28 protein-coding genes are annotated in these 26676 nt (G+C 59.8%); 7 read left to right on the forward strand and 21 right to left on the reverse strand.

All coding sequences use genetic code 11. The features are described 5' to 3' along the window. Positions 1 to 57: 57 nt before the first annotated feature. The 3 genes from HALRU_RS08910 (at position 58) to HALRU_RS08920 (ending at position 1900) form a co-directional block, all read left to right on the forward strand. Positions 58 to 306 (forward strand): hypothetical protein, encoded by a 249-nt coding sequence (locus tag HALRU_RS08910; RefSeq protein WP_015301065.1) that lies wholly within the window; start codon positions 58 to 60, stop codon positions 304 to 306. Positions 307 to 694: 388 nt separating this feature from the next. Then, positions 695 to 1195 carry a GNAT family N-acetyltransferase gene (locus HALRU_RS08915; protein WP_015301066.1) on the forward strand — a complete coding sequence of 167 codons (501 nt, stop codon included), beginning with the start codon at positions 695 to 697 and terminating at the stop codon, positions 1193 to 1195. Between the two features lie 150 nt (positions 1196 to 1345). Then, a complete protein-coding gene (locus HALRU_RS08920) occupies positions 1346 to 1900 on the forward strand; it encodes a DJ-1/PfpI/YhbO family deglycase/protease (RefSeq protein WP_015301067.1) in 555 nt (184 codons plus the stop codon). 51 nt (positions 1901 to 1951) lie between these two features. Here the strand turns inward: HALRU_RS08920 and HALRU_RS08925 are convergent, their stop codons facing one another. Then, a complete protein-coding gene (locus HALRU_RS08925) occupies positions 1952 to 2206 on the reverse strand; it encodes a hypothetical protein (protein WP_015301068.1) in 255 nt (84 codons plus the stop codon). A gap of 1149 nt (positions 2207 to 3355) precedes the next feature. On the opposite strand from HALRU_RS08925, the gene HALRU_RS08930 reads away from it, so the two are divergent. Together HALRU_RS08930 and HALRU_RS08935 are read left to right on the forward strand one after the other, a co-directional pair. Continuing rightward, the gene (locus HALRU_RS08930) at positions 3356 to 3895 is read left to right on the forward strand and encodes a hypothetical protein (protein WP_148680484.1); all 540 of its coding nucleotides are present in this window, start codon (positions 3356 to 3358) and stop codon (positions 3893 to 3895) included. Then, positions 3796 to 4551, forward strand: a complete 756-nt coding sequence (locus tag HALRU_RS08935) for an outer membrane protein assembly factor BamB family protein (RefSeq protein WP_148680485.1) — start codon at positions 3796 to 3798, stop codon at positions 4549 to 4551. The genes HALRU_RS08930 and HALRU_RS08935 overlap by 100 nt, the downstream gene beginning before the upstream one ends. Before the next feature lie 285 nt (positions 4552 to 4836). Here the strand turns inward: HALRU_RS08935 and HALRU_RS08940 are convergent, their stop codons facing one another. After that, complete coding sequence (locus HALRU_RS08940; protein ID WP_015301071.1) at positions 4837 to 5031, reverse strand: hypothetical protein; 195 nt, start codon at positions 5029 to 5031, stop codon at positions 4837 to 4839. A gap of 55 nt (positions 5032 to 5086) precedes the next feature. On the opposite strand from HALRU_RS08940, the gene HALRU_RS08945 reads away from it, so the two are divergent. After that, complete coding sequence (locus tag HALRU_RS08945; RefSeq protein WP_015301072.1) at positions 5087 to 5821, forward strand: hypothetical protein; 735 nt, start codon at positions 5087 to 5089, stop codon at positions 5819 to 5821. Positions 5822 to 6061: 240 nt separating this feature from the next. Here the strand turns inward: HALRU_RS08945 and HALRU_RS08950 are convergent, their stop codons facing one another. From HALRU_RS08950 to HALRU_RS09015, 14 genes are all read right to left on the reverse strand, one after another. Next, positions 6062 to 6775, reverse strand: coding sequence for a CPBP family intramembrane glutamic endopeptidase (locus HALRU_RS08950; protein ID WP_015301073.1), 714 nt, complete (start codon positions 6773 to 6775; stop codon positions 6062 to 6064). After that, a complete protein-coding gene (locus tag HALRU_RS08955; RefSeq protein ID WP_015301074.1) occupies positions 6772 to 7377 on the reverse strand; it encodes a TetR/AcrR family transcriptional regulator in 606 nt (201 codons plus the stop codon). The genes HALRU_RS08950 and HALRU_RS08955 overlap by 4 nt, the downstream gene beginning before the upstream one ends. 255 nt (positions 7378 to 7632) lie before the next feature. Continuing rightward, on the reverse strand, positions 7633 to 8214 hold the full coding sequence (locus HALRU_RS08960; protein WP_007704526.1) for a DUF7110 family protein: 582 nt from the start codon (positions 8212 to 8214) through the stop codon (positions 7633 to 7635). A gap of 236 nt (positions 8215 to 8450) precedes the next feature. Continuing rightward, the gene (locus HALRU_RS08965) at positions 8451 to 8795 is read right to left on the reverse strand and encodes a glutaredoxin family protein (RefSeq protein WP_015301075.1); all 345 of its coding nucleotides are present in this window, start codon (positions 8793 to 8795) and stop codon (positions 8451 to 8453) included. Between the two features lie 530 nt (positions 8796 to 9325). Then, positions 9326 to 10174, reverse strand: coding sequence for a DUF5694 domain-containing protein (locus HALRU_RS08970; protein ID WP_015301076.1), 849 nt, complete (start codon positions 10172 to 10174; stop codon positions 9326 to 9328). A 145-nt stretch (positions 10175 to 10319) separates the two neighbouring features. Next, complete coding sequence (locus tag HALRU_RS08975; protein ID WP_015301077.1) at positions 10320 to 10994, reverse strand: bifunctional 4-hydroxy-2-oxoglutarate aldolase/2-dehydro-3-deoxy-phosphogluconate aldolase; 675 nt, start codon at positions 10992 to 10994, stop codon at positions 10320 to 10322. A gap of 5 nt (positions 10995 to 10999) precedes the next feature. Continuing rightward, positions 11000 to 12304: a mandelate racemase/muconate lactonizing enzyme family protein gene (locus tag HALRU_RS08980; protein WP_015301078.1), complete on the reverse strand. Its 1305-nt coding sequence runs from the start codon at positions 12302 to 12304 to the stop codon at positions 11000 to 11002. Between the two features lie 137 nt (positions 12305 to 12441). Then, complete coding sequence (gene gfcR, locus HALRU_RS08985) at positions 12442 to 13095, reverse strand: transcriptional regulator GfcR (protein WP_015301079.1); 654 nt, start codon at positions 13093 to 13095, stop codon at positions 12442 to 12444. A 95-nt stretch (positions 13096 to 13190) separates the two neighbouring features. Continuing rightward, complete coding sequence (locus HALRU_RS08990) at positions 13191 to 13631, reverse strand: hypothetical protein (RefSeq protein WP_148680486.1); 441 nt, start codon at positions 13629 to 13631, stop codon at positions 13191 to 13193. A gap of 2 nt (positions 13632 to 13633) precedes the next feature. Next, the gene (locus HALRU_RS08995; protein ID WP_015301081.1) at positions 13634 to 14155 is read right to left on the reverse strand and encodes a DUF7342 family protein; all 522 of its coding nucleotides are present in this window, start codon (positions 14153 to 14155) and stop codon (positions 13634 to 13636) included. 196 nt (positions 14156 to 14351) lie between these two features. Continuing rightward, on the reverse strand, positions 14352 to 16190 hold the full coding sequence (locus HALRU_RS09000; RefSeq protein WP_015301082.1) for an acetyl-CoA carboxylase biotin carboxylase subunit: 1839 nt from the start codon (positions 16188 to 16190) through the stop codon (positions 14352 to 14354). An 87-nt stretch (positions 16191 to 16277) separates the two neighbouring features. After that, complete coding sequence (locus HALRU_RS09005) at positions 16278 to 16646, reverse strand: hypothetical protein (protein ID WP_015301083.1); 369 nt, start codon at positions 16644 to 16646, stop codon at positions 16278 to 16280. A 13-nt stretch (positions 16647 to 16659) separates the two neighbouring features. Continuing rightward, positions 16660 to 18204 (reverse strand): acyl-CoA carboxylase subunit beta, encoded by a 1545-nt coding sequence (locus tag HALRU_RS09010; protein WP_015301084.1) that lies wholly within the window; start codon positions 18202 to 18204, stop codon positions 16660 to 16662. Positions 18205 to 18453: 249 nt separating this feature from the next. Next, entirely contained in the window at positions 18454 to 19824 is a 1371-nt protein-coding gene (locus HALRU_RS09015) for a sodium-dependent transporter (protein WP_015301085.1), read from the reverse strand. Positions 19825 to 20067: 243 nt separating this feature from the next. Here HALRU_RS09015 and HALRU_RS09020 point away from each other — a divergent pair, with 243 nt between their 5' ends. Next, a complete protein-coding gene (locus HALRU_RS09020) occupies positions 20068 to 21309 on the forward strand; it encodes an ABC transporter substrate-binding protein (RefSeq protein ID WP_015301086.1) in 1242 nt (413 codons plus the stop codon). Positions 21310 to 21661: 352 nt separating this feature from the next. Here the strand turns inward: HALRU_RS09020 and HALRU_RS09025 are convergent, their stop codons facing one another. The 5 genes from HALRU_RS09025 to HALRU_RS09045 form a co-directional block, all read right to left on the reverse strand. After that, entirely contained in the window at positions 21662 to 22366 is a 705-nt protein-coding gene (locus tag HALRU_RS09025; RefSeq protein WP_015301087.1) for an ABC transporter ATP-binding protein, read from the reverse strand. Further along, positions 22366 to 23220 (reverse strand): ABC transporter ATP-binding protein, encoded by an 855-nt coding sequence (locus tag HALRU_RS09030; protein WP_015301088.1) that lies wholly within the window; start codon positions 23218 to 23220, stop codon positions 22366 to 22368. Before HALRU_RS09030 ends, HALRU_RS09025 begins: the two co-directional genes overlap by 1 nt. Beyond that, positions 23213 to 24559 (reverse strand): branched-chain amino acid ABC transporter permease, encoded by a 1347-nt coding sequence (locus HALRU_RS09035; RefSeq protein WP_015301089.1) that lies wholly within the window; start codon positions 24557 to 24559, stop codon positions 23213 to 23215. The genes HALRU_RS09030 and HALRU_RS09035 overlap by 8 nt, the downstream gene beginning before the upstream one ends. Beyond that, positions 24556 to 25674: a branched-chain amino acid ABC transporter permease gene (locus tag HALRU_RS09040; protein WP_015301090.1), complete on the reverse strand. Its 1119-nt coding sequence runs from the start codon at positions 25672 to 25674 to the stop codon at positions 24556 to 24558. Before HALRU_RS09040 ends, HALRU_RS09035 begins: the two co-directional genes overlap by 4 nt. Before the next feature lie 178 nt (positions 25675 to 25852). Then, complete coding sequence (locus HALRU_RS09045) at positions 25853 to 26584, reverse strand: SDR family oxidoreductase (protein ID WP_015301091.1); 732 nt, start codon at positions 26582 to 26584, stop codon at positions 25853 to 25855. Positions 26585 to 26676: the final 92 nt, after the last annotated feature.

Genomic DNA, 26676 nt, shown 5'->3' on the forward strand with positions numbered 1-26676 from the left:
ATATCCCTCCATATTTTTATCAAAATATATTTATTAATCAAACACGCAAACACACTCATGACAGAAACGGCGCAGCGTCTGAAATACTGGTTCGGGCAGTTTGCAACGCTATTCGTGTTGGGATTTACGCTCATGTTCATCCCCACCGGCTTCGATCTGTGGCAGTCAGAGCCGGCATTCGTCGATTACGATCCCTCGTCAACCATGTACGACGTCTCGTTCGTCACGGCCATCCTCATCGGACTCATTGTCGGCCTCTACGTGACGCGGAACATTTACCGCTGGTCAAAGACGCAACGAGCGTAACCAAGCGGCCGTGGGCAGACCGTCCAGACCGATTTGCAACTCACCGCGATGGGGGGAAACGGGACCATCAGCCTCGTATTCGATTGGAAGCCGACGTTAGCGGTGAAGCGTCTCCAGAATGAGAGCAGCCCGTAGAACTCGTCCGTTCGTAGTCCAAACTGCTGGTGCAGCAATCCCGGGTAAAAGGACCGATAGTAGCTTTCGCAGAGCCCGCGGAATCGAGGTGATCGAGTTCGTCGAACAAGAATAAGTCGTCAGAGGTCAATCGTAACACGACTCGCATTCGCCGCCGGAGTCGTCGGGACGACGGGCAACCAGCTACCGAGAGACGCAGATTCGATGCGCGACGGCGAGGGGAGTTATCAATCTGACCCGTCTAACTGACACTATGGAGTTCGTCGTGCGTGAGGCGGTCGATGACGATGCGCCGAACATTCGGGACGTTCACCGCGCATCGATCGAAGGGTTGGCTGCGCAGGCGTATACCGACGCACAGATAGCGGCGTGGGCACACGACCGTGATCCGGAACAGTACCCGATCGACGCAGCGGAAACCTACTTTCTCGTCGCCGAACGCGAAGCCCAGGTCGTCGGCTTCGGCTGGATGAAACCCGATGCGGACGACTACTTTCAGACAGCAATCAACGGGGAGATCACGGCGATCTACGTCCACCCGACCGTGGCTCGTCACGGCGTCGGATCGCGCATTTACGACGAACTGGAAGCGCAGGCTGTGAGAGATGGAGTCGCTTCGCTCGGGTTGTGGGCATCACGTAACGCTGTCCCCTTCTACGAGGCGCAGGGATACACCCGGTTGACGGACCACGTCCACGAGTATCGCGGTGAGACGCTCACGCTCGTCGAAATGGAGAAACGACCACTGCGGTGACTCCGCAGACGACGGTTCCGAATTGCTCGGTGAAGCTTCGATCCGAGTCGGTCTCGAGGACTCACCTGTGAATGGCGTTCGACGCCATAGCGTCGAGTCCTTTCACACAGAGGGGATGCCATTTTTCGTCCGTCCGTGGTGCGACCGGTGATGAGCGACGCAGCCACACCGCTGGACGGCCGGACGGTCGGCATCTTCCTCGCACCCGCGGGTTCGGAGGAGATCGAGTTCGTCGAGCCCAGAGACGCCATCACCGACGCCGGTGCGACGGTCGACGTCCTGGGGATCAAGTCGGGCGAGGGCCAGACCGTAAACAAGGACCTGGAAGAGAGCGAGTCCTACGCGATCGATACCACGTTCGACGACGCCGACCCCGACGACTACGACGGACTGGTGGTCCCCGGCGGCACCGTCGGAGTGGACAAACTCCGGGCGGACGAGGGTGCGGTCGGGTTCCTCCGCGAACACGTCGAGGGCGGCAAGCCTGCAGGCGTGATCTGCCACGGCCCGTGGGTGCTCGTCGAGGCCGGCGTCGTCGACGGGCGGCGACTCACCTCCTACCCCAGCCTGCAGACGGACGTCCGCAACGCCGGTGGCGAATGGGTCGACGAGGCGGTCGTCGTGGACGACGGGCTCGTGACCAGCCGCGGGCCGGACGACATCGAGGCCTTCTGCGAGACGATCGTCGAGGAGTTCGGCGAGTGAGCGGCCAAAATGCAGATCGCGAGTGAACGGATCAGTGGTCAAGTGGCGTCGTCACTCGTCCCCCGACCCGACACCCCGTCGCGGTCGCGTTTTCATCCAGTCCGAGAACTCGGAGAGGTTTATCGCGGCCGCACAGTCCGGACAGCAGTACCGCATCGAGGGTCGATACTCACGAGCCAGCGCGTCCGGCGGCTCAATGTCGACCCGGAACAACTGTGATGGTGCCACGTCCCGATCACACCGGTAGCACTCCCGATCGCGAGCGCCGTCGCCGGTCCCGTCGCACGCTCGCTCAACGGATTTCATCCGAGCACCTCCCGGTCCAGCAGTTCGAACCGATCGAAGGGACTCGGCCCCCCATCCCAAGAAGCTGAAGTGAACGACGGATAGCGATACGACTCTCTAGGCAACGGGCGTGCGAGACCTTTTTGTCTCGATGGTGTCTTTCGGAACATGGCTGACAAAATCCCGGCTTGGGGATTTGGAAGCCACGTCTCGGGTGTTACAGCACCCGGGGCACTTTCGTACCCTTCGGACGGGATTCCGTCTGGATAGTTGACGTGAAAGATAATATAGTTACTGGTTAGATAGCGGAATTAATGGGCAGATCACGAGTGCATCAGTCGCACTCCATCTAGTGCAATTCGCGATGGGACACAACGGTGGGCCGATATGAAGAAGCCATCTAGTGATGAGGCAGCGAACAATGCTAGCCCCAAGGCCACGCTAGGTTCAGGCGACGGCCCACTAACCGCCATATAGAATTGGGTAATGATCGTACCGTTCTCTCAAATAGTGGCCGTAGCGAACGAGGGGCATCTACTTATTCGTATAACACAAGTACTTGATATGGACGAATGGGTGTTGCGTGGCTTTCTTTCGGTTTTCGCGGTACAACTGCTGGGTGCGGTTCTCGTCTATTTTGATGCGCACAGGCAAAATGTGAAACAACCAGTGGTTTACATGTCGTTTGTGTTAACACCCATCATCGGCCTGATAATTGGGTTTGGATACCTGTTTGGACGAAAATCGCTCCCTCGATGGCCTGAAAATGAAACGCCTGCCCAGTCGGAAAACCGAACGCAGATGAAGACAGAGATTGCCTATTTTTTAGGAATACTGGTCCTGTTCGCTAGTATTGGAATTGTACGGACTGTATACCTCTCATAGAAGGTCTGAGCGATATGTGTGTTTCCTGTACAGACCGTTCGACTGTCCGAGTTGATTGCTCCGCAGTCCATGTCACATTCGAACATAGAAGAGATAGATTGAACTGAAGGAGAAAAGTACGGGACCGGTCCAAATCGCTACGAGACCCTTCTAAGTCAGTGATGAACTTGCTTCCAGATGGCAGGGAATACCAATTGTATACCAGCGGTGCCTCTCTTAAATTCCTCAACTTGTGACAAGCGTCTGCGGTGTGCGTTTTATGGCACATTGGATGGTCGATTTCATATGGGTCACGATAACACACCTGAGGACGAGTCCGAAAGATTAGATACTGCCAATAAGGGCACCAATCGACGACAGTATCTAACTGCAATCGCAATTATTGGATCAAGTAGATTAGTACCTAGCGTCGTTGCCGGTGGACAAAATGCAGATGGTGAGCTCTTTCGCGAAACGGTCAATGACGGAGGCGGTACAGCTGCTGTTTCAGACTCAGGAGAGGTTGTCGCCTTCGGCGTGTATGGAGGAACAATTCGAGCCTATATTGCAGATAATGAGTACGAACCGACTGAATTTGCATTGCCTGAAATCTCCCCAGGTTTCACCGTATCGCACGTTGTGGTGGACGAAGTATCGAATCGACTCGTTGCCGCAGCAATGGACGACGACACGTTCGGTGGCGGCAACCTGAACGATGCAAGCGGATCGCCTGGGACAGCTGCTGAGTGGGATTCGAACTGCCGGGATTATGGGATATTGGCACCTCAAACGATCTTTCTACTGTCGCTGCCGTCTCCTACCCAATTGAAGGACCAGGCAGAGTAGGCGTTATTCAAAATGGAGAGCCTGCATGGGAGCAACCGTTAGAGAACGCCGCAGCCTGGTCGGTCGATGTTTCAGAGGATGGCCAGTACATTGTGGTGGGCTGCATACACGTTGATGACGGGTTAGAGAGAACTGGCCAACCAGGGGTGCGAGTCTTCTCGGCTGCTGGTGAACTGCTCTGGAGTCACGAAACCGAGGAAGACGTACTGAGTACAGGTGTCAACGAAGACTCGGATGTGGTCGTAGCTAGCACAGACGATTTATCCACGTTTGCCTTCGATCTAGAAGGCAATTCACGGTGGGAACACAACGACACACCAACGATGGAACAGTTATCTGACGATGGGTCAACTATCATCGCCAGCCCACCAGTAACCACGCTCGGTTCGGGTGACGGAGCAACAATCTGGGAGAGCAATATAGGGAATGCTGCTGGACTCGGCGATCCCTTTTCCAGTTCTGCTGATGGCAGTCGAGTAGCCATTTCGACGATCGATTTTGAACTAGTAGTACTCGAAGAAGGTGACTCAATTTGGGAGCAACAAAACGAAGCAGGCCCGTACTATTCGGCACTCTCCGAAGATGGATCGACGCTGGCAGCAATGGAGATAGATAATGACGCTCAATCAGCCGATCTCGTTGGGTATCGGATTTGAATCGAGGATTTAGATAAATACCTTCTAAGAAGAGCCTCTGTTAAACCCATATTGATTCGACACCTTCTCCGATGAAACAGCCGCTAGATAGAACTGCGTATTAATCGCTGAAATTGCACCGACAAAGATATTTGAAGGACGGTTTGAGAATCAACCTCACTTGCTGAGCGTTTTGTTGATGCTCCCCACGATTCGATATGGTTGACTTATTCGATACGAATGTCGCTGTTCTGGTCGCAGCACAATAATCATTGGACCCATATATTGATTACTGTATCTAAATCATTAGATTATAGACCCGAGAAACCACGCTGCAGTACCGAGAATTGTGAGTAAAACGTAGGCTTCAGCCTCAATAGAGACAATAAGGAATCCTGCTGCTAACATATAGTTGTAGAGGCCAATCACTTGTATAGTCTTACCCAGCGAGATCTCCCTCGCTCTCTCGATAAAATTGGTGTCGTTTGGGCGTGTGCTCATATCGGATCATCACTAGCGAAGAACTTAACTGAAATTGAGTAGAATCTAAACTAGAATGGTTTATTCGCCAGAGATCGACGAAATGGATCGTCCACGAGGTATTCTATCACAAGCGGATCGAGAATACTTGATCAGCGATAAGAGCGGATATTCTCATCAGGCTCAGCACAAAAGGAAAAAGGCGATCAAAGAACGCATCACAAACGCATTACTGGACATTGCACTCATTGAGAACCATCTTGACAAGGAACTCCGGGAAGAGGTCTTCACTCCGTTCGACACCACGAATGTATTCAACGAAAATATCGAATTATATTCTTCTGAGGAGCATTACACGAGTGTATTCTCAAACATGATTGCGTTTCTGTACAGGGAAACTAAAGAGGAAACTGGTTTCAACCCCTCATTTTCCACGAGTCTCGAAAATGGGATTGTGAGTGGGGAATTTGAGCCCGGGACGGCGTATTATGGGCCGCACAACGTCGATATTGATATTACATTTGATAAACTACCAGAACGGCGGATAAATGTTAAATCAATAACTGAGAGGGCAAAGAGAGACGGACCGAAGACACTGAACGAGGGAGAGATGACATCTGTAATCGGGATCCTTGCCCGAAGCGATTCAGTAAATCCGGAAGAATTGCAGGACGAATTTCAGGAATGGGTAGAAGAATTTGAAGAGGAAAACGAGCGATCTCCAGCGAGCATGGCAGAGATATTTTCACAGTTAGACCATGGAACCCCCTTTAGTTACAACTTCGGTCCAACCGAAGAAGAAACTGAATAATGCATATATGATGTACCCCTGAGAATGTATGGTGGAAGCCTCTGAGATGATTCATCAACTTCGGTGTTAGACAAACGGTGTTGTCGTGATGAATAGATCCTCTATACGGGCCACATGTAGTTTGTGAATGGGTCTCAATCTCCTGCGCTAAGTCGATCACCTGGATGTCGAAAAACAACGACGGTATCAGGGATGTGATTCTGTGGGTTCTCAGAAGTCCTGTGTGGTGTCAGGAGACGGTCACGAGGTCGATGACTCCTCACGGTAATCATCAATCACACTCCATTGATTGTGGAGGACGTGGGCGACCACCGCGGCGAGGATACCACCGACGACGAACACGGAACCAAAGATGATACCCATAATCGACGTATAAAGTATTTTTCCTATCCCGCCGTCAAAGTGAAGAAGGCCGAACAACACTGCGACTGGAACCACGAAGGCCCAGGCAGACACTGAGAACAGTGCCGCTGGCGCGCCGACAAGGGCAGCACGAAAGTACACTTCCTCGGCAGATGCCTGGACCGTGATTGCTCCGAGCATCCAGCCGAGTCCAGAAAGCGTCTTCACGCCCAAGACTTCCGAACTGTTCCCTGAGGACTCCTGCCCGAGGTACTTGAGAAACGTTCCCAGAGCCTCTGCGAACACCACTATTACAGGAGCGACGACCAGACCAATCGCGAATTCACGAACCGGATTCCCATAGAGACCCACGGTTTCGAGCGAAAGACCCCACACAAGCACGCCGACAATCGTCCCAAGTACGATTAGGATCAACGGTCCGCTAAAGGCAACCACTATTTTGACACATCTCTCCTGCGGTGTCTTGGCCCCAAATTCCGCAATGCGGTCATCCTGTTCAGTCTCATCACTGGAACGAAAATAGGCATGCAACACAACGAAAGCAACACTCAGTAGCGCAGCAGCAATCACAGGTGCGGCAGCGACAGTCATCCGTCATCCACCTCAACGTTGAGTGTCGGCGACTCGTCGACGTACAGCGCCGGGAGGACGTACGCTTCGATTCCCCACACGAACGGTGCTGGTGAGCCATCGTGACTGGCCCGGACCTCTGCCCCCTCTATCAGTCCTGCCAGCGTCCAGGCGGTTCGCTCGGGCGCTTCTGTGTCGAAGACACCAGACTCGACACCGTCCCGGATGGTCGCCGTAAGTTCCGCAACGTAGGCTTCGAAGAGTGTGTCGAGAGCCTGGCGAAGTGCATCGTCACTCCCACCTGTCGCTGCTAACAACTGGATGCTCGGCGGCGGTATTTCGAGTTGTTGAATTGTCTTGGCGCCCCGAATTCTGAATTCGAGCAGCTTGGGAAGTTGCTTTTCTGGTGGTCCGTCAAACGCCACCTTTGCTTCGAGTTGGTCGGTCAGGTACTCCTCTATCAACGCAATCAGCAAATCGTCTTTCGTCTCGAAATGATAGTGCACCCCGGAGTGCGATATCTCTAATCGGTCTGCAATTGCCTCCGTCGTCAACGCATCGTACCCTGATTCGATGAGTATGTCAACCGCTGCTTCCAGTATCTCCACCCGTGTGTCGCCCATACTGAGTGAGTACTTACTCAGATAGTATAATAGTATTCATTTCTGTGCTGCGTAGTGAGTCGTCGATTTGTGGAGATGTGCGTTATAAAACTCATCTGCAGTTGGTCGGTTGCAAATCGCTCACTCCACGCCCTGTATTGACCGTACATGGGTCAAAAGCTATCACTTGCGGAGGATTTCAACAGAGCCGATAAAGAGATAGAGTGAACTGAAGGAAGAATACGAGATCGGACCAAAATAGCTACGAGGCTACCCTCAGTCGCTGATGAACTTGTTGTCGCGCCAGTTGACGCCGCCGGACTGACCCGTGCTGTCGCGGGGGCCTTCGACGACTTCGACGTCCGCCGGGCGGACCTCGCTGTCGACGATCCGGGTGGCCTCGAGATCTCCGTCGTGGTCGGAGATGGCCGTCAGGGTGCCCTTCTCGGACTGCTGGGCGATGTCACAGAGGACCTGGAACATCTCGTACTGGAGGAGGGAGTTCTGGAGGACGGTCTCGCGATCGCCCTTGAACGCCGCGTACTCGACGAGTTCGGACTCGATCTCCTCTTCCTCGTCGTCCTCCCAGCGGAAGGCGTTCCGGCGCTCTTCGGGATCCTCCTCGTAGACCCGGTTCTCTACCACGCTGGCTTTGAGCTGGGCCGACGGCGTGTACTTGCTCACGCTCTCGTCCTCGGCGTCCGCCTTGAGGATGAGCGTGTTGTTACGCCGCGTGAGTTCGACGTCGGCGATCCCGTCGGGGTAGGTTGCTTCGTCGAGGTGATCGTGCAGCTCCTCGAGGGGCAATTCGAGCGTCGAGTGGAGACGATAGACGTGGCCGGATTCCTCTGTTGACATGGTGAAGGTTCGTGAGTGCTCGCTTGCGGGATACTACGAGGGCCGCGCTTAAATGACCTGCTGTTCGATACCGGCTCGTGCAGATCGGATGAATCACGACGACGGCAGCGTGTTCACCCGGCAAACGCCGGGATGTGAACATCGCCGATCGTTGGTGATCGGACGATCGGCAATAGAGCGACCGGCGCCGATCGAACGACTGGTGCGATCGACCCGGATGACTGTGCCCAGCAGGGCTACGCCGCGTTGACCGTCTCGGCCAGCTCGCCGCGTTCGTGCAGTTCCTCCAGGATGTCGCTCCCGCCGACGAACTCGCCATCGACGTACGTCTGCGGGATCGTCTCCCAGCCGCTGTGGGCTTCGAGCGCCTGTCGGTACTCGTCTAACGACTGGAGCACGTCGACGGTCTCGATGTCGTCGCAGTGCTCCGAGAGAAGTCCCAGTGCCTTCCGGGAGTACCCACACTGGGGCATGAGTTCCGTCCCCTTCATGAAGAGGACGACCTCGTTCTCCGCGAGCACCGTCTCGACCTGTTCCGTGACCTCGTCCTGATCGAGTCCCTGATTCGGTGGGAAGTCCATACCCTATCTAAGGGCACTCAGCCGCATAGGGCTTGCGACCCGAACTTTTGCGCTGCGGGCCGGCTCCGCCGGCCCTCGGCAAAATCTTCAAAAGAGCCGTACGGCTCTTTTGGACCTCGCGGAAGCGAAGCTTCCGCTTAGCTTTGATGAAAAGCCTCCTCCCTCCGTTCCGTGACGCTTCGCGTCACTCCACATCGGTCGTCGACCCGCTCGCTCCCGCCGGTCGCTCGCGGTGGGTGCTTTCGGCAATCCTCTTCACACCAGACCAGTGGCCGGTCTATCACACCCAGTTCCCCCACACCCCACATATGACAGCAATGGTAGCTGTGTCGGTCAGCACGGAAGTGAGCCAGCCGTTACAGTTCCAAAATGAGTCATCTCACTGGTGTCGACCGGTCGCGATCCAGTTATCCACACAGAGCGGACGAAGTTGTGGAACTGGGAGGTCCTGTTGAAAACCCATGGAACATGATATGTCTGGCACTTCCGCGGTCAGTACAGAGTGTAGTCTTGCACCCGGAATATTACCTCTACAAGCATTGTAGTGCGCTCTTCGGACAGAACATTGGCGATTCATCAAGGAGGTACCGAAGGATCCGAATGTGGCCAGACCCGATGACGAGGAGAATTCGGTCACCGTCTGACTGAACCGCTCGCCAGAGGTTGTGTACTATTCGTAGATTCCGGTCGAACCACGTTGTAAGCATCTTCGGCCCGCCAAAGTTATCGCCGGTACCGAACGGGATAAGCTGTTCAAACATTCCCTCGTGATTGAACCGGAGTTGGTTTTCCTGATTTATCCAGCGGTGGTATTCGACAAGCGTCGATTCGGCCAACCGCTCAGTCTGTTCTCTCTCGACGGTTTCGGAGTCGGGGACGGTGGATGTTGTCTTTCGGCCGGGTTCGAAGCCCTGTTGTTCGAGTTCCGCTGCATCGTCGTTTGCCAGCCTCATCGGGTAATCGACCGGATGAATGCGATCGAGGCCTAACAGCTCAGCGAGTCGAAACCCGATTTGGACGACTTCGCTTCGGCATTCCGTATCCAATCCATCGCGGTATGGGTGTGGAGGGTCGAAATTTTCTACTTCCGAATATGAACGGTCCCCTGAACGATACTCTCGATACAACGCATTTACGTCATCGCTCCGGTCATATGGACGCTCGACAGCGACTCTGGTGGGGTTCCACTCCGCTAGTCTCTCGGTGAGGTCAGACAGTTCTGACTGGCGCTGGTCCGAAAGCACGTCATCAGCCTCAACGTTTGCTTCGTCCAATCCCGGATTGTCCATGTGATATGTTCCGAGGAGGAGGACAGGGATTTGCTCTGACGTACAGTCGGGCCATGCGTGGTTCCGTGGTTCTGGAGGAGTAGCCGCCATTGGACTCCGCTTCTCGTTCAGTTGTTATAAATTCTATCAGTATCCGAACTGATAGACACGCACGCATAGAGAACGTCAGTTTCGCGCTACGATGTGACTGGAGAAGAGGATTTCAACGGATCTAATCGGAACTGAATCAGAATCCCTACTCCCCGCGAGCGTCCGCGACTTCGGCGACGAATTTCTCGGCGCGCCGTTCCAGCGCATCGAAGTCGCCGGAGTCGATCGCGTTCCCGTCTACCAGATCACCCCCGACACCGATCGCACACGCGCCAGCGTCGATGTAGTCAGCCGTGTTCTGCAACGTAACGCCGCCGGTGGGGATCAACTTCACATCGCCGAGCGGGCCGGCGAGCGCGGAGAGGTGGCCAAGTCCCACGCTGCTGGCGGGAAAGACTTTCAGGACGTCCGCACCGGCCTCCATCGCCGTCACGGCCTCCGTCGGCGTCATGACGCCGCACATCGAGAGCACGTCGCGACGGTTGCACGTCCGCACGACCTCGGGCGCGGTATGGGGCGTGACGACGAACGAGGCCCCGGCGTCGACGACGGCGCTTGCCGTCGCCGCGTCGAGAACTGTCCCCGCACCGATCACCGCCTCCGTCTCGGCCAGTTCCGCACGGAGCCGTGTGACCTTCTCGGCCGCACCGGGGTCGTCGGCCGTAATCTCGATCCCCAGCACGCCGCCAGCCACGAGCGCCTTCGCGACCGGAACGACGGACTCACGATCGACCCCGCGGAGCACGGCGACGACGCCGCTGCCGACGATGGTGGCGAGCGGTTCGTCCCCGCTGTGATCCCCAGATACATCAACAGTCATTCGAATCAGGCCTCGTCGAAGAGTTCCTCGCCCTCGACTGTGTGTTCGGACACGACGTCCAGATCGAGCGTGACGCCCAGCCCCGGCTTTTCGGGGATTTCGATGTACCCCTCTTTGATGACGGACTCCTCGACCAGGTCCCCCCACCAGTCGAGCTCGTAGGAGTGGAACTCGACGGCCAGCGTGTTCGGAATCGCCGCACCGACCTGGGCGCTGGCCATCGTCGCGACCGGCGAGGAGACGTTGTGCATCGCGACGGGCACGTAGTGGAGATCGGCCAGATTCGCGATCTTCACCGTCTCGCGCATCCCGCCGACCTTGGGCAGGTCCGGCGCGACGATATCCACGCCGCCCTCCTGGAGGAGTCGACGCTGCCCGTGCGTGCGATAGACGTTCTCCCCGGCGGCGATCGGCGTCGTCGTCGACCGCGTCACGTCGCGCTGGACGTCGTGGTTCTCCGGGGGGACGGGATCTTCGAGCCACCAGACGTCGTAGGGTTCGAGCGCGCTCGCCAGCCGCTTCGCGCTCCCGGCAGTGAACGACCAGTGACAGTCGAACGCGACGTCCGCCCGGTGGCCGACCGCCTCGGTGACGGCCTCGACGATCGAGCGCTTGTGCTCGATCTCGACGTCCCGTAGATGGCGGTTCGCCCGGTCCTTTTCGTGACCCGAGGGCACGTCGAGGTCGAACTTCAGCGCGTCGTATCCCAGTTCCGAGACGACCCGTTCGGCCTCCTCGGCCTGTGCCAGCGGCTCGGCGGGTTGGGGCTGTTCGTCCGTCGCCGCCTGCGTCGGTGGGCCGTCCGTCGCCCCACCCTCGTCGGCCGACTGTTCGACGTGACAGTCACAGTAGACGCGGACCTCGTCACGGTACTTGCCGCCGAGCAGCTGGTAGGCCGGCACCTCGAGAATCTTGCCAGCCAGATCGTGCAGCGCCACCTCGATGCCCGAGATCGCGGTCACTGTCACACCGCCGATCGATCCCTCGCCCGACATCCGCTGGAGCAAGTGCTCGGTCAGCCGATCGACGTCGAGCGGGTTCTCCCCACGGAGAAACGGCGCCATTCGTTCGATCAACTCGGGCGCTCCCGCCCCCCAGTACGCCTCGCCCGTCCCGACGATGCCGGCGTCCGTGTAGACCCGAACGAGCGTCCAGGGAAAGTTGCCGTCGACCATCGTCGTCTGGACGTCGGTGATTGCGACGTCGCGACCGCCGCCGCGCTTCGCGGTGATCCCCATCGACTCGGCCGCCAGATCGCGCATCGTGTACTCGGCGTTCGGATCGTGGAGCCCGCGATACTCGATGCCCATACCACCCGCACCACTCGGACGGTTGTAGCCTTTGGTTCAGTGCCCGTGATCGGTTCCCCGGCGAGAGTTTCAGAATCGAAAGGGTGTACGAGCGTGAGTGTGAGGAAGTGGGCGAGAGTGGAATGAGAGCGAACGTCTCAGTCGGTTTCGTCTCGGCCGACGCTGATCACCTGCAACAGCGAGTAGACCGGCACCCCTTCGAGTTGGTCGACCCCCTGTTTGTCCGCCAGCACGACGCACGAGAGGGGCTCGCCACCTTCCTCCCGAATCGCCTCGATCGTCTCGGTCATCGTGGTGCCGCTCGTGATCGTGTCGTCGACGACGTAGCACTCTCGATCCCTGATCCCGGCGAAGTTGTGGCTGAACGTGCCGTGGAGCTCGGCGATGTCGCCTTCTTCCCACTGGTGTTTCGCCGGCGTGTAGGTCGCCAGATCGGTCTCGAGTTCGCGAGCAACGAGCGCCGCGATCGGCCCACCGGCCTTCTCGATGCCGACCGTCAGGTCGACGTCCTCCCCGTGTTTCGCGAGGAGATCGGCCATGGCGATCGCGATGGCATCCAGTCGGCGCGAATCGCGCCCGATGGCCGACCAGTCGACGTGGATGTCCTGCGGTCGACCGGCGTCCGCCCGCCCGCTCGCCGCGTCGGTCTCGGCCGTCTCCTTCCCGCTTCGCTCGACCAGCCAGCTGGCCGTCTCGCGAGAGACGTTGAGTTCGTCCGCGATTTCCCCGCGCGAGAGTCCCTGTTCGGCGAGTTCGGCCGCCCCCTCGATGAGGTCGTCGACGTTTTTCATGCAACCGGCTACATCGCGCACGCTCAAAGGGCTAACACGGGTGCCACCTGAGGTCGGCCGCCAGAGTGAATCGGAGAGGAAGCTCCGATCGAGCTTTACCGGTCGAGCTCGTCCCAGACGGACCCCATCCGGTCATACAGCCAGGGAACGATCTCCTGAGAGAGAACACCAAAGAGTGTTGGTGGATACGATCGATCGGTACCATCCTCGTGGTGTGCATCCGGCGGGCCGTGAAAGTGATCGCGGGCGTAGTCGTCACTCTCGTGCCTATCCCAACGTACCATCCACTCCGTCTCGTGACGAGCTTCGACGTACGTCACGTGGAAATCGCCGTTCGTGTACGACTGAATCTCGAGGTAGGTTCTCGAGACGAACTGTCGGGGATAATACTGCTCCTGAACGGTACAGACCACGGAATCCGGCCGGTTCGACGGAAAGACGGCCGTCTGAGAAACCCATCGTTCGTCGCCGAGGGTCGCCGCTACCTCCCGAAGCAGCGCTCGGTTCGGATCGCGTTTGGTTCGTCCACCCGTCACGGTCACGCGATACCTTCGTCGACCGAACGCTCCTCTTTCGCACGTCGTAGGTCACGGATTTCGGTCCGAACGGCTTTCCAGCCTTCCAGTTCGAGCCAGATCGTCTCGGAATCGTCGTACTCGAGCGGGTCCACGTCCGCCGGTTCGTCGACCTCGAATTCGTCCCGGTAATCAGCGTGTTCTGCGAGCAGAGAACGCAGTCTCTCGTTGGACTCTTCCTCGGAGAGGGAGGCAAGTCTGTCGAAACGGCGCCACTCGAAGTACGACTCGTTTCGTCGGTACGCCGCAGGGCCGTCCATCACCCGCGTAAGTAAGCCTATATCGGCGAGACGATCCAGATGTCGGCGGGCAGCCGTTTTCGAACAATCGGCCCGATCCGCGACTGTCGCGACGCGCGTTGGCTCGACCAGTTCCAGTGCCACTCGATAGACTCGATCGTCGGTTGGCGCATCATCGAGTCGCTCAGCTAGCTCCGTGGAAAAGTCCGTTTCAGGCGGGCCACGTTTGTCTGCCGGCGGAGACATGGTCAGATATACGTCCGACCAAGTAATATAATTACTGCCCTACTTAGCCCCAATCGGAGTTGCGTATTCGGAGAACACACACACACACACACACACACACACACCGAATCAATAACAGTTCACAGGGCCGAGAAGCGTAGTAATAACAAAAAAAAAAAGCGGCTCCAGCCAAATCCGGGTGCCCGTACCAGAGCGCTTACTCCAGGACGACCAGCGTGTCGCCCATGTCGACGCTGTCGCCCTCGGCGATCGGCACCTGGCTTACGGTGCCGCCGATGGAGGCGACGATGTCGTTTTCCATCTTCATCGCTTCGAGCACGACGACCACGTCGCCGGCCGTGACCTCGTCACCTTCGCCGACCTCGACGGAGAGGACGGTCCCCTGCATCTCGGCGGTGACCGACTCGCCGTCACCAGCGACTGCGGCGGCGTCCCCGCCGGACGAGCCGTCACTCCCCGTCTGCTGGGGCGGGCGCTGTGCCTTCCCGCCGCTTCCACCACCGTTCGCTAGCGGCGCCGCACCGCGTTCCTCCAGATCGACCTCGAAACGCTTGCCGTTGACCTCGACCGTGAACTCGCGCTCGACGACATCGACGTCGTCGGCGGACGCGGACGGCTCGTCCGGCCCCCAGCGCTCCTGGGCGTCTTCGAAGCGGCTGCGGTCTGCCTCCTCGTCTAAGTACTTCGTCGTGTGCGTGCCCTCGACGAAGCGCTCGTCGGTGCACATCAGCCGGTGGAAGGGGACGATCGTCGTCACGCCCTCGATGTCGTACTCCGCGAGCGCGCGCTGGGAACGGGCGAGACACTCCTCGCGGTCGGCGCCCCAGACGATGAGTTTCGCGATCATCGAGTCGTAGTCGGTGACGAGCTCGTCACCCTGGCGCATCGCGTCGTCGACGCGAACGCCGACACCGCCCGGCGGGTCGTAAGTGGTGAGGGTCCCACCGGATGCGGGCTGGAAGTCGTTCGCCGCGTTCTCGGCGTTGATCCGGAACTCGATCGCGTGGCCGTCGATCTCGACGTCGTCCTGCGCAAAGGACAATTCCTCGCCGGCGGCGATCCGGAGTTGCCACTTGAGGATGTCGATACCCGTGATCTCCTCGGTGACACAGTGTTCGACCTGGATCCGCGTGTTGACCTCGAGGAAGTAAAAGTTCGCGTCGGGGCCGAGCAGGCCGTCGCGGCCGGGCTCTTCCTCGACGAGGAACTCGACGGTGCCGGCGTTGGTGTAGTCTGCGGCGGCGACACCGCGACGGGCGGCCTCGCCGATCTGTTCGCGCAGTTCGTCGGAGAGCGCCGGCGACGGCCCCTCTTCGACGACCTTCTGGTGGCGGCGCTGGAGCGAGCAGTCACGTTCACCGAGGTGGCGGACGTTGCCGTGGTGGTCGGCGACGATCTGGACCTCGATATGTCGTGGGTTCTCGAGGTAGCGCTCGAGGTAGACCGAGTCGTTGTCGAAGTAGGCCTCACCCTCACGCTTGGCACTCTCGAACTGGTCTGCGGCCTCGTCTGCGCTCTCGACGACCTTCATCCCGCGACCGCCACCGCCACCTTCGGCCTTGATCGCGACGGGGAAGCCGTGTTCCTCGCCGAATTCCTCGACTTCCTCGGCCGACTCGACGGGATCGGTCGTCCCCGGGACGATCGGGACGTCCGCGTCGCTCATGATCGTCCGCGCCTTGGTCTTCTCGCCGAGCGACTCCATCGCGTCGCTGGACGGCCCCACCCAGGTGATCCCCTCCTCGGCTTGCACCTTGGCGGCGAACTCGGCGTTCTCCGCGAGGAAGCCGTAGCCGGGGTGGATCGCGTCCGCGTCAGCCTTGTGCGCGGCCTCGATGACGGCCTCGTGATCGAGATAGGAGTCCGCCGCGCGCGCCGGACCCACATTGTACGCCTCGTCGGCGTAGCGGACGTGGCCCCCGTTCTTGTCCGCCTCGGAGTAGACTGCGACTGTCTCGACGCCCAATTCCTCGCAGGCCCGCATGACCCGCACCGCGATCTCGCCGCGGTTCGCGACTAGAACCTTCCGGAACATTCCTGCTCGAACGGTCGGAAGGGTCGTACCTTACTTTTTCGCAACGGAGTCGGACCGAACCAACGACGAGGTGTCGCCGAGATGGGACTAAAATCGATCCGTCCGGCCAGCGGCCGACCAGGGATCGGTCGGCGCCCCAGCCGGGACGCGGGCGGACCGTTCGCCGAGCGCATCCAACCGTCCAGCGAACGCCCAGCGCTCACCGTCCCACGTCTCGTCTTCGGCACCCGCCGCCGCTGCCGCGGCTTCCTGGTCGCGCAGGTGGGCGCCGATAACGGCTGCGATAGCCGCCGTCTCGGCCGGCGTGGCCGACGGCGGAATGGAGAGTGAGACGTCACCGTCGGCGGGTAGGTCGATGGTGGCCGCCGTGTCCCCCGCATCGCGACGGTCGTCCGTCGACGCGTCCGCCGATTCGTCCGTTCCGTCGCCGGACACCGGGGATTCGTTCTGACTCATCGTTCGATCCCCATCACAGCGGGATGTTCCCGTGTTTTTTGTCGGGCGTGTCCTCGCGCTTGGACTGGAGCATCTCGAGGTCCGAGATCAGTCGCGGCCGGGTCTCGGTGGGGCGGATGACGTCGTCGAGGAAGCCCTTGTCGGTCGCCGTGTAGGGGTTGGCGAACTCCTCACGGTACTCCTCGATGAGTTCCTCGCGGAGCGCGTCGGGATCGTCGGCCTCGGCGAGTTCCTCCCGGTAGAGGATGTTGACCGCACCCTTCGGGCCCATAACGGCGATCTCGGCGGTCGGCCAGGCGTAGTTGACGTCCGCGCCCAGGTTCTTCGAGGCCATCACGCAGTAGGCGCCGCCGTAGGCCTTGCGCGTGATGACGGTCAGAAGCGGGACGGTCGCCTCGGAGAAGGCATAGAGCAACTTCGCGCCGTGGCGGATGATCCCGCGGTGTTCCTGGTCGGTACCCGGCATGTAGCCGGGGACGTCGACGAAAGTGACGATCGGGATGTTGAACGAATCACAGAAGCGCACGAAGCGCGAGCCCTTCATCGAGGCGTCGACGGTGAGGGTCCCGGCGTTGACTCGCGGCTGGTTGGCCACGAGGCCCACCGATCGGCCGTCGAGCCGGCCGAAGCCGACCACGAGGTTCTTCGCGTAGTTCTCCGCCACTTCGAAGAACGAACCCTCGTCGACGGTCGTCTCGATGACGTCCGTCATGTCGTAGGGCTTCTGGGGATTGTCGGGGACGATCGATTCGAGTGCATCGTCGCGTCGTTCCGGGTCGTCCCAGGGCTCGACCCGCGGTGGGTCTTCGACGTTGTTCTGCGGAAGATACGAGAGAAGCCGACGGATCTTGTCGAGTGCGTCCTCCTCGGATTCGCAGGCGAACTGGGCGACGCCGGTCTCACCGGCGTGGGTCATCGCCCCGCCGAGCTCTTCGTGCGTGACGTCCTCACCGGTGACGGTCTTCGTGACGCCAGGGCCGGTGATGTACATGTGGCTCGTGTCCTTCACCATGAAGATGAAGTCCGTAATGGCGGGGGAGTACACCGCACCGCCGGCGCAGGGCCCCATCGTCGCGGAGATCTGGGGGATGACGCCGCTTGCCTGCTGGTTCCGGCGGAAGATTTCGGTGTAACCTGCGAGGCTCTTGACGCCCTCCTGAATCCGCGCGCCCGCAGAGTCGTTGAGCCCGATGACGGGTGCACCGACTTCCATCGCCATGTCCATGACCTTGCAGACCTTCTCGGCGAAGACCTCGCCGAGCGAGCCGCCGAAGACGGTGAAGTCGTGAGCGAAGACGAAGACGTTCCGGCCGTCGACCTCGCCGTAGCCAGTCACGACGCCGTCGCCTTTGATCTGTTTCTCGTCCATCCCGAAGTTCGTCTCGTCGTGCGTGCGAAGCTGATCGAACTCGGTGAACGTCTCGTCGTCGAGGAAGTACTCGATTCGTTCGCGGGCAGTCATCTTGCCCTTCTCGTGCTGGCGTTCGATTCGGTCCTCGCCGCCGCCGACGAGCGCCTCCTCGCGCAGGCGTTCGAGTGCTTCGATTCGCTCCTCCATCGTCATCGTCGGCCCCTCCCTGCGATAATCATTGTCGGGTCGAACGGCCAGCCACACAAAAAGCGTTCTGCAATGCGAACGGTATGTGACGTCGTCGGTATCGGTGCTGTCGACGACGTGCGGTTGGCCACACGTCTCAGTTCAGACCTGTCCATCGTCGATGCGCCGCCCGCTGCCGATCGTCGGAACGTGGCCAGACAGGATGTCACCGTCGGAGTAATACAAGATAGAAACACGGACGCTTACCGGTCACAAGCCGAGGAAGTCGGCGAAGTCGCCCGTGAGGAAGGACCAGTAGTCACCGACCGCGAGGGCGAGGGTGACGAGCAACACGACGATGACGGGAATTCGGACGAGCCAGATCCACACCCGGGGGAGGATCCCAGGAGAGTGTATGCCACGACGGAGTTCCGCCATCGCTCGGTCGGCCCCGATCCAGGCGACCAGGATCATCAGGACGATCCCGCCGGAGACGAGGAGAATCTGGGCGGCGAGGGTGTCGTACAGCGTTACGAAAATCGGCTGGCGCTGGGAGGACAGGAGTGCGACTGGCGTGCCGAGGAGAAACATGGCCACCCCGGTCACGGCCGCCGTTCGTCGCCGAACGGCGCCGAACTCGTCGATGCCGAACGAGACGACGACCTCCATGATACTGATCGCCGACGAGAGCGCCGCGATGGCGAACATCCCGAAGAAGACGACCCCGACGACCGAGCCCGCCGGAATGTCGGCGAATGCACCAGCAAGCGCGACGAAGATGGCGCCGGGTCCCGGATCCGCGGGCCCGACGCCGGCCGTGAACAGGATCGGGAAGACGAACAGTCCGGTCAGGAAGGCGACGGCCGTATCGATCGCGACGATGATTCCGGTGTCGACGAGCAGATTCCGTTCCTCGTCCAGGTAGGAGGCGAACGTAATCATGACACCCATCCCGATCGAGAGGCTGAAAAATGCCTGCCCGGCCGCCGCGGGGACGATCGACCGCCAGTCCGAAGCCAGGAGGGAGAAATCCGGCGAGAGATAGTACTCGTAGGCGACGCCGGCATCCGGGAGCGTCCACGCGTAGACGACGAGGGCGAGGACGACGAACACGACCGCCGGGACCATCACGGTGACGGCCAGTTCGATACCCCGCCTGACCCCGAGTGCGACGATCGCGACCGTCAGCGCCATGAAGATCGCGTGAAAGGCCAGCGCATCGAACCCGGTCGCGATGTCGAGGAAGTACGTCTCCGATTGGCCGGCGTATCCGCCAGTCACGCTGCCGACGACGTACCGAAGCACCCAGCCGGCAACGACGCTGTAGTACGACAGGATGAGAAACCCGATGAGGATGAACAGCCCACCGAGGTACCGCCACGCACCGCCGCCGAACTCGGCCAGTGCACCGACCGGGCCTCGCCCGGTGCGCCGTCCGACCGTGAACTCGACCAGCATCGCGGGGACGCCGATCAACAGGACGAAACAGAGATACAGGAGAACGAAGACGGCACCCCCTTCCTGTCCAGCCTGAAACGGAAACCGCCAGACGTTCCCCAGTCCGACGGCGCTTCCCACGGCCGCGAGGATGAATCCCGCCCGCCTGGTCCACGAACTCCGGTCGGTCGGACTGCGGGACATTCGACGGACACGCGACCCGACGACCCAATGGTACTGGGTGCCTACACCGGGGAAGTACGAGTCGATTACCTCACAAGCGACTCACAGCTGTGTCACCGGTCGGGTGCATATCCGAGCGAGTCCGGACACGGTTCGTGCCGGCCCGAACCGCTAAAATATTAGCCCAAACTGCCCCATACTAGATAAATTGTGTAATGAAACAAATACATAAGTACTATATAATGGACCGCTATACGATAACCTATGGCACGAAAGCTGAATCGACGACGGGTGCTGGGGGGAATCGGTGCCGCAGGAACGCTCTCGATCGCAGGTTGTCTCAACGCACTCAGCGGAGACGACGATTCCGGAAGCGGCGATATCGAACCACGGCTCGGGATTTTGCAACCTGAGTCCGGCCAGCTGGGCTCCCTCGGGACCCCGATCGCGGACGGTGCCGAGTTGCCCGCATTACAGCTCGAATCCGACACTGACCTCACCATCGACGTCGGTCGCCGTGACACCGAGACGAGACCGGAGGTCGGCGTGAGTCAGGCCCAGACGCTCGTCGACTCGGGCTATCCGGCGATCACCGGGGCGGCGTCTTCAGCCGTCACGATCAACGTCGCAAACGACATCCTCTTTCCGAACGAAGTGGTCGGAATCTCGCCTGCGAGTACCAGTCCCGACATTACGGCGATGGACGGGAACTACTTGCTTCGGACCTGTCCCAGCGACGCCTGGCAGGGCGACGCGATGGCGGACATCGCCGTCAACGACCAGGGAGCCAGTTCGGTCGCCACGCTCTACCTGAACAACGACTACGGACAGGGTCTCAACGACGAATTCGTCGCCGGCTGTGAGGACCGAGACGCCGAAGTCCTCGCCGAAGTCTCCTTCGACTCGGCCAATACGTCGTTCACGTCGCAACTGGAGAACTCGGCCGGGACCGATCCCGATCTGTTGATGATCGTTGGCTACCCCGAGGCCGGACAAGTCATCTTCCGTGAATTCTACGAGAATTTCGACAACGATATGCCGATTCTCGTTCCGGACGGACTCATCGACCAGAACCTCCCCAACAACGTCTCGAACCCGATGGAGAACGTCTTGGGAACGGCTCCCGGGGCCGACGGCGATGGGATCGACGACTTCACCAGCCTCTACGAATCCGAGTACGGCAACGCACCGGCCGTCTTCAACGCACAGGCGTACGACGCGAGCGCCGTCCTCATCCTCGCCACGCTGTACGGTGGCGAGGTAGACGGTCCCACGATCGCAGAGAACGTCCGCGAGGTCGCCAACCCGGACGGCGAAGAGGTCGGCCCCGGTAACCTCGACGAGGCAGTCGAGATGGCTCAGAACGGCGACGCCATCAACTATCAGGGCGCGTCCGGTCCCGTCGACTTCCTCGATAACGGGAACCCCTCCGCCGTGACCTACCAGATCGGCAGCTACAGTTCGGACGGCTACTCCGTCGACCGCAGCGTCACCTACGAAGCCTGAGATCGCCTCGTAACCCGACTACTTTTTGCGGATGTGATCGCTCGTCTGAGCAGATGTGTCCGTCCGACCGATCGGACGAGACCGAGAGCACCACTCCACGAGTAGCGCCACGGAACCACGGTCGATACGACCCCACAGCTGAGTACAGGCATCTCGTCCCAGCAACTTTTGAGGCGGGTATCACCACATATCGCGAACGCACTGCCCAGCTGCTCGCGGAGTGTGTCTGGCCCTCAGGCAGACGAGTGATTGATCGTCTCATCCGTGACGGCACACACCGGCATTACAGAAGAACCGTCTCACTGCGTCGGTCTCGGTGTCTGCCTGCCCCCAGAAAATCTGACGAGGTGCGTTATCCGCCGAGGAAGTCCTGACGGACCTGTTCGTCCGCGAGTAGCGCGTCTCCGGTGTCTTCGTAGCGGTTTTGGCCCTGAACGAGGACGTAGCCGCGGTCACACCGACGCAGCGCCTCTTTCGCGTTCTGTTCGACCAGTAGAACGCCCGTTCCATCGTCGTTGATGCGATCGATTCGGTCGAACATGTCCTGGACGAGATCTGGCGCGAGGCCCGCGCTCGGTTCGTCGAGCAAGAGGAGGTCCGGGTCGAGCATGAGAGCCCGGCCCATCGCGAGCATCTGTTGCTGACCACCGCTCAGGTCACCGGCGTTTTGCGTGCGGCGTTCTTCCAGGATTGGGAACCGGTCGAAGATCCGATCGATCCGGTCCTGTGGCACCTCGTCTAGGATGTACGCGCCCATCTCCAGGTTCTCCATCACCGACATCGAGGGGAAGACGTTGTCGCTCTGTGGGACGTACCCGATACCGGTCGAGATGATCTCTTCCGGGCGATAGCCACTGATCTCGGTCCCTTCGAACTCGATCGAGCCACCCATGTACGTGGTGAGCCCGAAGACCGTTTTCATGACGGTCGACTTCCCGGCACCGTTCGGGCCGACGATGGTGACGTACTCCCCGTCACCGACCCGCATATCGACGCCGTTGATGATCTGCAAGTCGCCGTACCCGGAATCGAGGTCTGAGACGTCGAGCAGCGTCATCAGACCTCACCTCCGAGGTACGCCTCGATAACCTGTTCGTTCGACTGAATCGCTTCCGGCGTCCCCTCGTCGAGGACACCTCCCTGATGCATCACGATCACGTGTTCGCAGTGTTCCATAATCAAGTCCATATCGTGTTCGACGATGAGGAAGGTGTAGCCGTCCTCCCGAAGGGCGTGAATCCGGTCCAGGATCTTCTCTTCGAGCGTCGGATTGACGCCGGCCATCGGTTCGTCGAGCATGAGCATCTCCGGGTCCGTCTGGAGTGCGCGTGCCAGATCGAGGAGTTTTCGCTGGCCGCCAGAGAGGTTCATCGCGTACTCTTCGGCGAGGTGATCGATCTCGAAGAACTCGAGCGTCTCCCAGGCTTGCTCTCTGAGTTCTCGTTCTTGCTCGACGACGGCACCGCGTGCACCGGGAAGCACCGACCGCCAGAGATGTTCGCCCAGCTGGTCCTTCGGGGCGAGCATCATGTTTTCGAGGACGGTCATCTCCGGGAGTTCGCGTGCGATCTGGAACGTCCGAACGAGTCCCTGGTTCGCAACCTGATGGGGTTCCCAGCCGGTGATGTCCGTTCCATCGAACGTAACCGATCCCTCCTCCGGTTCGTAGACCCCGGTAATACAGTTGAAGGTGGTCGATTTACCGGCCCCGTTCGGACCGATCAGTCCGGTGATCGACCCCCGTTCGACGGAGAAACTCGTATCGTCGACCGCGACGATCCCGCCGAAGTGCTTGTGGAGATTCGATACGTTCAGCACCGCATCGTCGACCGAACGGACCGATGCGTCCTCGTCCACCGATTCCGCATCGCCACGCTGCGCTTCCACATCGGGGGAATCGGCGCTACTCATCCGACTCACCTCCAGATGATCCAGTCGTACCAGATTCATCAGTCGTATTCGCTCCGCCACGGGAGGTGTCGTGCCGGCTGAGATCGACCGCTGCGGCGATTTCCTTGCGGTGACCGAGCAGTCCCTGCGGTCGCTTGATCATCAGGACGATCAAGACCACACCGAGGATGATGTACCTGATTTCGTCCATCGAATTGACGAGGTAGTCGATCACGGCCATCGGATTCGACGACACGAACGCATCGGCGATCGTCGGCGGTGCTTGCACCTCGTAGAAGGACTCGATGACTCGCTGCAGGTAGCGCGGGCCGTCGTAGACGAAGGCTGCGAAGACGAAGCCCCCGATAACGCTGCCCGTGTTCGAGCCTGCGCCACCGACGATCAGTGCGACGAAGATGTAGAACGTCCAGATCGGTCTGACGTTGTTCGGGTTGACGAGCGTTCGCCGACCGAGCCACAGCATGCCGGCGAGGCCCATCAGTCCGCAACCGAGGACGAACACCACGACCTTCGCCCGGTCCGTCCGTTTGCCGAGCGATCTCGCGGCCAGTTCGTCCTCACGAATCGCTTTCAGCACCCGCCCGAACGGAGAGTAGGCGATCCGCGTCAGTAGCAAGAAGATCAGGATAACGACCCCGATCAGAATCCCCGTGTAAATGTAATTCTCCATGACGGAGTCCGGAACGCCGCCGAGGTTGATTCCGGCCCAGATGATCGAATCGACGATCTCTCCGGTGACCGGTTTCGACTGGAGCCAGGGGACCACGCTGTCAGTCCGCGGCGCACTGATCCCACTCCCGCCGCCCGTCCCGTAGCCACCGGGTAACGTCCGTAACGATCCCGATAGCACGAGTAAGCGGACGATCTCAGAGAACCCCAGGGTAATGATCGCGAAGTAGTCCGCACGAACGCGAAGGGCGGGGAGTGCGATTACCAGTCCCGCGAGGCAGGCTGCCAGGAAGCCGACGAGGATTCCCACCGGAATGGGAAGGCCGAGACCGGCCGGCGACGCGTCCGGCGAGGCGGTGACGAACGACATCGCGTACACGCCGACGCCCATGAAGCCGATCACGCCGATGTTGAACATACCCGTATAGCCCCAGTGAAGGTTCAGGGCGAGTGCACCCATCGCGAAGACGGCCCCGTAGAACGTGATCCGTTCCAGGAAGCTCATCATGTAGTTGACGTTCAGTCCAGCGAGAAGTCCGAGGATGATGAAGAACGCGTAGGTCACGGCGACGACCGCGGCGATTCGGCCGATATCGGCGAACCAGCTCGGTCGAACCATCGGGGCTGGGGCATTGTCTTCGCCATCCGAGCCGACAGTATCGGTACTCATGCTGTCTCCACCCCGCCGAGCAGGCCGTTCGGTTTGAATACCAGTATCAGGATCATGAGGATGAACGCGGAAACGTTCGCAAGGTCAGACGGTAACCAGATCAACGACACGTTGACAGTCATTCCGATGACGAGCGAACCGACGAGGGCACCGTAGATGGAGCCGATGCCGCCGAGGATGACTGCGGCGAATATCAACAGCAGCAGGAACCAGCCGAGGTTGATGGAGACCGAGCCCCGGTCGAGGACGATGAGGTAACCGGAAATTCCGGCGAACGCCGCACCGATGATCCACGTCGCCGTGATGACGCGTTCGGTCGGAATACCTGTGATCAACGCGAGATCCTTGTTATCTGCCATCGCCCGCATGGACTTTCCAAGTTTCGTGCGCTGTAACAGCAGGTGCAAGCCAACGATGAGGGCGAACGCGATGAGGACGAGCGTCAACTCGTGTGCCGTAAACGGCCCCACATCGGGTGCGCTCGCGGTCACCCCACGCTTTCTGTTCGTGAAGATGACGGCGAGGGAGTATCGAAGGGCGAGTGCGACACCGACGCTCGCGATGAGCATCGAAATTCCGCCCTGATCCCGCATGCGCTTGTACACGAGCTGATCGATCGCGAGGGCGACGAGTACTGTCACCGCTCCGGCGACCACCATCCCGATGAGAATCGCCACGGGAGACGCGAATACCTGTAACCCAACCTCTCCCGGTGAGACGCCGCCCGAGGTTGCACGAACCAACACCAGTTCGCCGACACTGGCTATCCCCCACCCACCGACGAGATACGCGGCGGCCCAGCCACCGAACGCGCCGGTTGTGATCAGATCGCCGTGTGAAAAGTTCGCGAATCGAAGGATGCTGTAGGTCATCGAGAGCCCGACTGCAGCGAGTGCGATGTACATGGCATCCCGAAGCCCCCACCATAGATACTCCAGTATCGATGTGAACGTGATTTCGCCCGTCACCAGCTGACGGACGATATCGAGCACCAGCAGTACCATGAGAAGGGCGACGAAGAGCCCCACGATATCTGCGCCAGACGTCGGTGAGAGGCGGTCTCGCACAGCGGATGCACTGTCCGAAATCCGTCCCCCACTGAGATTCTCACCCATGCCTATCTGCGATTCTCTGCTCATGGGTAATATACTTCACGCTACTAGCCAACATACCGAACGGATTACCCGCAGCCTGCTGGCGATTCTGACGTTCGGTGACAGGTGACGGTTTGGGCAGTTACCCAGGACTCCTTAACACGTACTCGTGGCCGTCAACGGGGCAGACAGACCAGGTTTACGCCTCCCCGTACACCGGTACCGCTGCACCGCTCGTCACCGACGAGGCATCACTACAGAGGAAGGCGACGACGTCAGCGATCTCCCCGGGAGCAACCCACGAGTCGTGATCGGCATCGGGCATCGTCTCCCGGTTCATCGGTGTGTCGATCACGCTCGGCATCACGCTATTGGCCCGAACGGTCCCTCGATTCTCCGCGGCGACGGTCTCGGTCAGCAGTCGAATGCCCGCCTTCGAGATGCGGTACGGGCCGTCGCCCTCACCCCCTTCGAGCGAGGAACGCGAGCTCACGTTGACGATGGCGCCTTCGGTCGCCTGTAATGCGGGCAACGCGTGTTTGCTCGTCAGGAACGCCGTCTTCAGGTTGACGTCCATGAGGAGATCGAACTCGTCGACGCTCGTCGCCTCGATTGGCTGCCCGCCGCGCCAGGTCCCGGCGATGTTCAGCACGTAGTCGATGCGACCGTGCTCGTCGCTGATCTCCGCAATAACTCGCTCGACGTCGGATTCGTCGGTGAGATCGGCCTGGTAGAAGTGAACGCGGTCCGCCCCCGTGAACGGGCCGTCGTCCGCATCAGCGTCGGCTGGTTCGGGTTCGGCCAGGTCGACCCCACAGATCGTCGACCCCGCCTGTACGAACCGGTCGACGACGGCCGTGCCGAGTGAACCAGTTGCGCCGGTGACGATCGTCACCGTCTCGTCGAACGCGAAGGTTGCCGTTCGTGGCATGGTGCCATCTGACACTCCAGACAGGTTCAATGCTCGGGTGGCGCGTGCGACCGGAGACAGAACATTCATTATATTGACCAGAAATGCTTACA

The sequence above is a fragment of the Halovivax ruber XH-70 genome (genome assembly GCF_000328525.1).
In the GTDB taxonomy this organism is placed as follows: Archaea; Halobacteriota; Halobacteria; order Halobacteriales; family Natrialbaceae; genus Halovivax; species Halovivax ruber.

Bases quoted from the DNA above. Each gene is read 5' to 3' on its own strand.
- HALRU_RS08910 (WP_015301065.1), top strand. From the start codon at position 58: ATGACAGAAACGGCGCAGCGTCTGAAATACTGGTTCGGGCAGTTTGCA.
- HALRU_RS08915 (WP_015301066.1), top strand. From the start codon at position 695: ATGGAGTTCGTCGTGCGTGAGGCGGTCGATGACGATGCGCCGAACATT.
- HALRU_RS08920 (WP_015301067.1), top strand. From the start codon at position 1,346: ATGAGCGACGCAGCCACACCGCTGGACGGCCGGACGGTCGGCATCTTC.
- HALRU_RS08925 (WP_015301068.1), bottom strand. From the start codon at position 2,206: ATGAAATCCGTTGAGCGAGCGTGCGACGGGACCGGCGACGGCGCTCGC.
- HALRU_RS08930 (WP_148680484.1), top strand. From the start codon at position 3,356: ATGGGTCACGATAACACACCTGAGGACGAGTCCGAAAGATTAGATACT.
- HALRU_RS08940 (WP_015301071.1), bottom strand. From the start codon at position 5,031: ATGAGCACACGCCCAAACGACACCAATTTTATCGAGAGAGCGAGGGAG.
- HALRU_RS08945 (WP_015301072.1), top strand. From the start codon at position 5,087: ATGGTTTATTCGCCAGAGATCGACGAAATGGATCGTCCACGAGGTATT.
- HALRU_RS08950 (WP_015301073.1), bottom strand. From the start codon at position 6,775: ATGACTGTCGCTGCCGCACCTGTGATTGCTGCTGCGCTACTGAGTGTT.
- HALRU_RS08955 (WP_015301074.1), bottom strand. From the start codon at position 7,377: ATGGGCGACACACGGGTGGAGATACTGGAAGCAGCGGTTGACATACTC.
- HALRU_RS08960 (WP_007704526.1), bottom strand. From the start codon at position 8,214: ATGTCAACAGAGGAATCCGGCCACGTCTATCGTCTCCACTCGACGCTC.
- HALRU_RS08965 (WP_015301075.1), bottom strand. From the start codon at position 8,795: ATGGACTTCCCACCGAATCAGGGACTCGATCAGGACGAGGTCACGGAA.
- HALRU_RS08970 (WP_015301076.1), bottom strand. From the start codon at position 10,174: ATGGCGGCTACTCCTCCAGAACCACGGAACCACGCATGGCCCGACTGT.
- HALRU_RS08975 (WP_015301077.1), bottom strand. From the start codon at position 10,994: ATGACTGTTGATGTATCTGGGGATCACAGCGGGGACGAACCGCTCGCC.
- HALRU_RS08980 (WP_015301078.1), bottom strand. From the start codon at position 12,304: ATGGGCATCGAGTATCGCGGGCTCCACGATCCGAACGCCGAGTACACG.
- gfcR (WP_015301079.1), bottom strand. From the start codon at position 13,095: ATGAAAAACGTCGACGACCTCATCGAGGGGGCGGCCGAACTCGCCGAA.
- HALRU_RS08995 (WP_015301081.1), bottom strand. From the start codon at position 14,155: ATGTCTCCGCCGGCAGACAAACGTGGCCCGCCTGAAACGGACTTTTCC.
- HALRU_RS09000 (WP_015301082.1), bottom strand. From the start codon at position 16,190: ATGTTCCGGAAGGTTCTAGTCGCGAACCGCGGCGAGATCGCGGTGCGG.
- HALRU_RS09005 (WP_015301083.1), bottom strand. From the start codon at position 16,646: ATGAGTCAGAACGAATCCCCGGTGTCCGGCGACGGAACGGACGAATCG.
- HALRU_RS09010 (WP_015301084.1), bottom strand. From the start codon at position 18,204: ATGGAGGAGCGAATCGAAGCACTCGAACGCCTGCGCGAGGAGGCGCTC.
- HALRU_RS09015 (WP_015301085.1), bottom strand. From the start codon at position 19,824: ATGTCCCGCAGTCCGACCGACCGGAGTTCGTGGACCAGGCGGGCGGGA.
- HALRU_RS09020 (WP_015301086.1), top strand. From the start codon at position 20,068: ATGGCACGAAAGCTGAATCGACGACGGGTGCTGGGGGGAATCGGTGCC.
- HALRU_RS09025 (WP_015301087.1), bottom strand. From the start codon at position 22,366: ATGACGCTGCTCGACGTCTCAGACCTCGATTCCGGGTACGGCGACTTG.
- HALRU_RS09030 (WP_015301088.1), bottom strand. From the start codon at position 23,220: ATGAGTAGCGCCGATTCCCCCGATGTGGAAGCGCAGCGTGGCGATGCG.
- HALRU_RS09035 (WP_015301089.1), bottom strand. From the start codon at position 24,559: ATGAGTACCGATACTGTCGGCTCGGATGGCGAAGACAATGCCCCAGCC.
- HALRU_RS09040 (WP_015301090.1), bottom strand. From the start codon at position 25,674: ATGGGTGAGAATCTCAGTGGGGGACGGATTTCGGACAGTGCATCCGCT.
- HALRU_RS09045 (WP_015301091.1), bottom strand. From the start codon at position 26,584: ATGCCACGAACGGCAACCTTCGCGTTCGACGAGACGGTGACGATCGTC.